Source organism: Acidobacteriota bacterium (genome assembly GCA_040752915.1).
Taxonomy (GTDB): Bacteria; Acidobacteriota; UBA4820; order UBA4820; family DSQY01; genus JBFLVU01.
The window spans coordinates 1-6,091 of the sequence record JBFMHB010000109.1 but is presented as its reverse complement, the minus strand read 5'-3'; the positions used below and the strand labels follow the sequence as shown (position 1 = coordinate 6,091).

Annotated in this window: 9 protein-coding genes and 4 tRNA genes; all 13 read left to right on the top strand. The window is 64.6% G+C overall.

The window, feature by feature from the left end; genetic code table 11:
- Positions 1-132: 132 nt before the first annotated feature.
- Positions 133-219: transfer RNA gene (locus AB1824_12915), tRNA-Tyr, on the top strand.
- A 53-nt stretch (positions 220-272) separates the two neighbouring features.
- A tRNA-Gly gene (locus AB1824_12910) sits at positions 273-348 on the top strand.
- Positions 349-717: 369 nt separating this feature from the next.
- Positions 718-793 (top strand) — tRNA-Thr (locus AB1824_12905).
- A 79-nt stretch (positions 794-872) separates the two neighbouring features.
- Complete coding sequence (gene tuf / locus AB1824_12900) at positions 873-2,072, top strand: elongation factor Tu (protein ID MEW5765862.1); 1,200 nt, start codon at positions 873-875, stop codon at positions 2,070-2,072.
- Between the two features lie 3 nt (positions 2,073-2,075).
- Complete coding sequence (gene rpmG, locus AB1824_12895) at positions 2,076-2,225, top strand: 50S ribosomal protein L33 (GenBank protein MEW5765861.1); 150 nt, start codon at positions 2,076-2,078, stop codon at positions 2,223-2,225.
- A gap of 8 nt (positions 2,226-2,233) precedes the next feature.
- Positions 2,234-2,309: transfer RNA gene (locus AB1824_12890), tRNA-Trp, on the top strand.
- 385 nt (positions 2,310-2,694) lie between these two features.
- Positions 2,695-2,904: a preprotein translocase subunit SecE gene (secE, locus tag AB1824_12885; GenBank protein MEW5765860.1), complete on the top strand. Its 210-nt coding sequence runs from the start codon at positions 2,695-2,697 to the stop codon at positions 2,902-2,904.
- A gap of 11 nt (positions 2,905-2,915) precedes the next feature.
- The gene (gene nusG / locus AB1824_12880) at positions 2,916-3,437 is read left to right on the top strand and encodes a transcription termination/antitermination protein NusG (protein ID MEW5765859.1); all 522 of its coding nucleotides are present in this window, start codon (positions 2,916-2,918) and stop codon (positions 3,435-3,437) included.
- A gap of 48 nt (positions 3,438-3,485) precedes the next feature.
- Positions 3,486-3,911 carry a 50S ribosomal protein L11 gene (gene rplK / locus AB1824_12875; protein ID MEW5765858.1) on the top strand — a complete coding sequence of 142 codons (426 nt, stop codon included), beginning with the start codon at positions 3,486-3,488 and terminating at the stop codon, positions 3,909-3,911.
- Positions 3,912-3,923: 12 nt separating this feature from the next.
- Positions 3,924-4,610 (top strand): 50S ribosomal protein L1, encoded by a 687-nt coding sequence (gene rplA / locus AB1824_12870; protein ID MEW5765857.1) that lies wholly within the window; start codon positions 3,924-3,926, stop codon positions 4,608-4,610.
- Between the two features lie 10 nt (positions 4,611-4,620).
- Positions 4,621-5,139, top strand: a complete 519-nt coding sequence (gene rplJ, locus AB1824_12865; protein ID MEW5765856.1) for a 50S ribosomal protein L10 — start codon at positions 4,621-4,623, stop codon at positions 5,137-5,139.
- Positions 5,140-5,226: 87 nt separating this feature from the next.
- Positions 5,227-5,604: a 50S ribosomal protein L7/L12 gene (gene rplL, locus AB1824_12860; GenBank protein ID MEW5765855.1), complete on the top strand. Its 378-nt coding sequence runs from the start codon at positions 5,227-5,229 to the stop codon at positions 5,602-5,604.
- A gap of 143 nt (positions 5,605-5,747) precedes the next feature.
- The coding region (locus AB1824_12855) for a hypothetical protein (protein MEW5765854.1) at positions 5,748-6,091 on the top strand (344 nt) is incomplete at its 3' end.

The following is a 6,091-nucleotide window of genomic DNA, read 5'->3' as shown; positions in this document are numbered from 1 at the left end:
GGTAGAGCAGCGGATTTGTAATCCGTTGGTTGGAGGTTCAAGTCCTCTCATCGGCTCCAAAGGGCCGGGAAACAAAACCCGACCTTGGCCGCGATGACCGGAAGCCGGGCCGAAGGCCCACAGACTCCTGGTGGAGGGGTTCCCGAGTGGCCAAAGGGAGCAGACTGTAAATCTGCCGGCCGAGCGCCTACGTAGGTTCGAATCCTACCCCCTCCACCACTTATTCGACGGCAAGCGGATGTCCCCCCTTTGGGGGAGTCCGGTGAGAACGGGCGGGTGTAGCTCAGCTGGTAGAGCATCAGCCTTCCAAGCTGAGGGTCGCGGGTTCGAATCCCGTCGCCCGCTCCAAGAAGACGGAAACGGGAAACACGGACACAGAGAAACAGTTGAGGAAAGGAGCGAGGGAAAAGGGATTCGAAGGGTGGGAGACGGCGTAGGCCCGCGGCGAGAACGAGAGCGAGGAGCGAGCGTTCGAAGCGGGGCGGGGCAAGCCGAGGGACCCACCCCGGGAACCGTAGGGGCGCTTGGGACGGAGCGAACGGACTCCGACGTGAGCGAGGCCCCTAGCGCCCGTAGGTTCGAATCCCGTCGCCCGCTCCAATACCGAAGCAGGAGAGGACGTCAGTCGGTGAGCAGGGGAGAATTCGAGCCGGGCGGCGAATCGGGAGCATCTTCCCTCCTGACCCACCCACGGACTCACCTGCTCTCGGCGAAAGGGCCCGCGTAGCTCAGTCGGTAGAGCGCGTCCTTGGTAAGGACGAGGTCACCAGTTCAATTCTGGTCGCGGGCTCCATTTGAGATCGTTTGCAGGACCCGGCCGTCGCCGCGATGGAGGGTCCATTAGGTCGAATGACATCGGCGGAGAAGCGGGCATGGCCAAGGAAAAATTCCAGCGGACCAAGCCTCACGTCAACGTGGGCACCATCGGCCACGTGGACCACGGAAAGACCACCCTGACGGCGGCCATTACCAAGGTCCTCGCCAACCGGGGTCTGGCCAGCTACACCGCCTACGATCAGATCGACAAGGCGCCCGAAGAAAAGGCCCGGGGAATCACCATCAACACGGCCCACGTGGAGTACCAGACGGACACCCGCCACTACGCCCACGTGGACTGCCCGGGACACGCCGACTACGTGAAGAACATGATCACGGGAGCGGCGCAGATGGACGGGGCCATCCTCGTGGTGTCCGCCGCCGACGGCCCCATGCCGCAGACTCGGGAACACATCCTCCTCGCCCGCCAAGTGGGAGTTCCCACCATTGTCGTCTTCATGAACAAGGTGGACATGGTGGACGACAAGGAGCTTCTGGATCTCGTGGAAATGGAGATCCGCGACCTCCTGACGGCGTACGAGTTCCCCGGGGACGAGGTCCCCGTGGTGAAGGGGTCCGCCCTCCAGGCCCTTCAGTGCGGGTGCGGCGGGCCCGACTGCCCCAAGTGCAAGGCCGTCTTCGACCTGATGGCCGCCTGCGACGCCTACATCCCCCTCCCCGCCCGCCCGGTGGACAAGACCTTCCTCATGCCCATCGAGGACGTCTTCAGCATTTCGGGCCGGGGCACGGTGGTCACGGGCCGCGTGGAGCGGGGCCGGATCCAGGTGGGCCAGGAGGTGGAGGTCGTGGGCCTTCGGGAGACCCAGAGGACCACCGTCACCGGCGTGGAGATGTTCCACAAGATCCTGGAGGAGGGCCAGGCGGGCGACAACGCGGGTCTCCTGCTGAGGGGGATCAAGAAGGAAGACGTGGAGCGCGGCCAGGTCGTGGCCCAGCCGGGCTCCATCACGCCCCACCGCCGGTTCAAGGCGGAGGCCTACATCCTCACCAAGGAAGAGGGCGGCCGGCACACGCCGTTCTTCAAAGGGTACCGGCCCCAGTTCTTTTTCCGGACGACGGACGTGACGGGAGCGGTGGAACTGCCGCAGGACCGGGAGATGGTGATGCCCGGCGACAATGTATCCGTGGAGGTGGGACTGCACACGCCCATCGCCCTCGAGCGGGGGCTGCGCTTCGCCATCCGCGAGGGGGGCAGGACCGTGGGCGCCGGCACCGTCACGGAGATCCTGGAGTAGGACATGCGCGACATCATTCATCTGCAGTGCACGGCGTGCAAGCGCCGCAATTACACCACGACGAAGAACAAGAAAAAGCAGCAGGGGAAGCTGGAGGTGCGGAAGTACTGCCCGTTCTGCCGCTCCCACCAGGCCCACAAAGAGGTGAAGTAGACCTTTGCAGGCGAGTAGCTCAACTGGTAGAGCACCGGTCTCCAAAACCGGGGGTTGGGGGTTCGAGCCCCTCCTCGCCTGCCAGATCAGCAAGGAAGCCGCCTCCGGAAGGCCCGGGGGCGAAGGACGATGGAGGAGGTGACGAGGGGCGAGAAGCCCAAGGGGGTGCCGCCAGGAGTTCCGAGCGAGGGCGCGACCGAGGAGGGAGCGCCCGCAGACGGAAGGCCGGCGGAGGAATCCTTGGGCCGGGAACCGTAGGCCGACGGGAAACGCAGCGAGCGGACTCCGACGCGAGCGAGGCTTCCCGACGGCGCAGGTTCGAGCTCCTCCTCGCCTGCCAGATCAGCAAGGAAGCCGCCTCCGGGGACCCGGGGCGGATGGAAGCAGAGGCGGAGAAAACGGCCAGACGGGGCGGGAGGCGCCAAGCCCTTCGCCCGGGATGCTTACGAAGAAGCGAGTGAGGCGGCCCGTGAAAGTTCTTGAGTGGTTTCAGCGGTTTCCGGCCTTCTTGAAGGACGTCCGGATGGAGGTGAAAAAGACCTCCTTCCCCAGCCGCGCGGAGGTGGTCAACACCACCGCCGTGGTGATCGTCATCGTGGCCATCTTCGGCGTCTATCTCTGGGTGGTGGACCAGGTGGTCTTCAGCGCCCTGAACCGGCTCTTCGCCCTCTTCAAGTGAGTGCCGAACCGATGGCTGAGATGCAGTGGTACATCATCCACACGTACTCGGGCTTCGAAAACCGGGTGAAGGAGAGCCTCCTGAACCGGATCGAGGCCTTCGGGCTGAAGGACCTCTTCGGCGAGGTGATGATCCCCACCGAGAACGTGGTTGAGATCCGCAACGGGAAGAAGCATGTCTCCACGAAGAAGTTCTTCCCGGGATACGTCCTCGTCCAGATGCTCATGACCGACGAGGCCCATCAAGTGGTCGTGAACACGCCCAAGGTGACGGGCTTCGTGAGCAGCGAGGCCCTGAGCCCGGACGAGATGGATCGGGTGCTCGGCCACATGACGAAGGCCACGGAGGCGCCCAAGCCGAAATACACCTTCGAACCGGGCGAGAAGGTCAAGATCATCGAGGGCCCCTTCGCTTCTTTCCAGGGGGTGGTGGACAAGGTCAACGCCGACCACGCCACCCTCACCGTGCTGGTGACCATCTTCGGGCGGTCCACGCCCGTGGAACTCAATTTTCTCCAGGTGGAGAAGCTGTGACGGACCTCCCGGCCGCGAGCGGCCGGTGAGGCAGGGAGAACTCCCGCTATGGCCAAGAAAGTCGTTGCCGAAGTGAAGCTCCAGATCCCGGCCGGAAACGCCAACCCGGCGCCTCCGGTGGGCCCGGCCCTGGGTCAGCACGGCGTGAACATCATGGGCTTCTGCAAGGAGTTCAACGCCAAGACCAAGGGACAGGAAGGGTTCATCATCCCCGTGGTGATCACGGTCTACGCGGACCGCTCCTTCACCTTCATCACCAAGACGCCCCCGGCCTCGGACCTTCTCAAGAAGGCCGCCGGGCTCGCCAAGGGCTCCGGGGAACCCAACAAGAACAAGGTGGGAAGGGTGACGCGCAAGCAGATCGAGGAAATCGCCAAGAGCAAGCTCCCCGACCTGAACACCAAGACCCTCGAAAGCGCCGTCAAGACCATCGCCGGCTCGGCCCGAAGCATGGGCCTGGACATCGTGGACTGAGGAGATCGGGCCATGGCCAAGGTAGGCAAGAAATACAAGGCGGCGGCGGCCCAGGTGGAGCCGCGCGAATACCCGCTCGCCGAAGCGCTTGACCTTCTGCGGAAGATCGCCTTCGCGGGCTTCGACGAGACCGTGGAGATCTCCTTGAACCTGGGAGTGGACCCCAAGTACGCCGACCAGATGGTCCGGGGCACGACGGTCCTCCCCCACGGCCTGGGCAAGAGCGTCCGGGTGCTGGTGGTGGCCCAGGGCGAGAAGGTTCGGGAGGCCGAGGAGGCGGGCGCCGACTTCGCGCTGGGCGAGGAGGCCGTGGCCAAGATCCAGGGCGGTTGGATGGACTTCGATGCCGTGGTGGCCACGCCGGACATGATGAAGGAAGTGGGAAAGCTGGGGAAGGTGCTCGGCCCTCGCGGCCTCATGCCCAACCCAAAGCTCGGCACTGTGACGTTCGACGTGGCCCAGGCCGTCAGAGACCTCAAGGCCGGCAAGGTCGAATTCCGGGTTGACAAGACGGGGATCATCCACTGTCCCGTGGGGAAGAAGTCGTTCGAAGGGGCCAAGCTCCTGGAAAACGCCCAGTCGCTCATCGAGGCGGTCCTCAAGGCCAAGCCCTCGGCGGCCAAGGGCAAGTACGTCAAGAGCGCCTATCTCTCCACCACCATGAGCCCCAGCGTCCGCCTGGACGTGAGCGGTTACTAAGGAGGACGCCGTGAACCGGGCTGAGAAACAGGAAACCATCCGCGAGATCCAGGAAGTCATTCAGCAGAACGGCGCGTTCTACCTGGTGGACTTCAAGGGGCTCAAGGTCAAGGACATCAGCCAGCTGCGCGACCGGATCCGGGAATCCTCCGGCCGCCTGCGCGTCGTGAAGAACACCCTCCTCCGCCAGGCCTCCCAGGGCACCAGCCTTACGGGAGCCAGCGAGTGGATGGAAGGACCGACGGCGCTGGCGTGGTCCGAGAAAGACCCGGTTCCCCTCGCGAAGGTGCTGGTCGCCTTCGCCAAGGAGAACCCGAAACTGAAGGTCAAGGGCGGTGTGGTGGAGGGACAAGCGGTGGATGCCCCGGGCGTCCTGGCCCTCTCCCTCCTCCCCGGACTCGAAGGCGTGCGGGCCCAGCTCATCGGGCTCCTGCAGGCTCCGGCCACGAAGCTGGCCACCCTGCTTCAGACGCCTGGAAGGAACGTGGCGGTCTGCCTGTCCGAGCGTGGCAAGCAGTCCGAAGGTTGATCGGATTGAGTAAGGGGTTTCTGGGTTGAGTCGTTCAAGCCGAGAGCAGGTTGCTCGAGGCCTTTCGCCGCAAGAAGGAGTTTTCCCATGGCCGACCTGAATGTGATCGTCGAACAGCTGAGCGCCCTCACCGTGCTGGAAGCCGCCCAGCTGAGCAAGATGCTCGAAGAGAAGTGGGGCGTCTCCGCCGCCGCCGCGGCCCCCGTCATGATGGCCGCCCCCGGCGCCGCCGCCGCGGCCCCCGTGGAGGAGAAGACCGAGTTCGACGTGATCCTCAAGAACGCGGGCGAGAAGAAGATCAACGTGATCAAGGTCGTCCGCGAGATCACCAGCCTCGGGCTCAAGGAGGCCAAGGACCTGGTCGAGGGGGCGCCCAAGGCCATCAAGGAAGGCGTGAACAAGGAAGAGGCCGAGGCCATCAAGAAGAAGTTCGAGGAGCAGGGCGCGACTGTCGAGATCAAGTAGCGTTCCGCCGGCCACGTCCATTCTGGGCAGGGCGCCATTCCGGCGTGCCCTGCCCGTGTGCCTTTTCCGAACGCGGGGCGGACCCCGCACGTGAAGGGCCGCGATGTCGGACCCGTTCGGTTTGGACTTGAGGAGACGGCCTGATGCCCAAGACAGTTGATGTCGGGAAACGGAAGCGGCTCGAGTTTTCCCGCATCCACACCACCATTCCCATCCCCAATCTGCTGGACCTGCAGCGGGATTCCTACCGCAGGTTCCTGCAGATGGAGTTCCTGCCCGAGGAGCGCGAGAGCGTGGGCCTCCAGGAGGCTTTCCGGTCCGTGTTCCCGATCCGGGACTTCCGGGGGGAGTGCGCCCTCACCTTCGTGGACTACTCCCTGGGCGACTGGGAATGCCGGTGCGGAGCCTTGAAGGGCCTGGAGCACCTGAGACAGACCTGCTCGCACTGCAAGGGACGCATCGTCATCACGGATACCCAGGCGCGGGA

Coding starts and splice junctions, on each gene's coding strand:
- rplK (MEW5765858.1), top strand. CDS start 3,486: ATGGCCAAGAAAGTCGTTGCCGAAGTGAAGCTCCAGATCCCGGCCGGA.
- rplL (MEW5765855.1), top strand. CDS start 5,227: ATGGCCGACCTGAATGTGATCGTCGAACAGCTGAGCGCCCTCACCGTG.
- tuf (MEW5765862.1), top strand. CDS start 873: ATGGCCAAGGAAAAATTCCAGCGGACCAAGCCTCACGTCAACGTGGGC.
- rpmG (MEW5765861.1), top strand. CDS start 2,076: ATGCGCGACATCATTCATCTGCAGTGCACGGCGTGCAAGCGCCGCAAT.
- rplA (MEW5765857.1), top strand. CDS start 3,924: ATGGCCAAGGTAGGCAAGAAATACAAGGCGGCGGCGGCCCAGGTGGAG.
- nusG (MEW5765859.1), top strand. CDS start 2,916: ATGGCTGAGATGCAGTGGTACATCATCCACACGTACTCGGGCTTCGAA.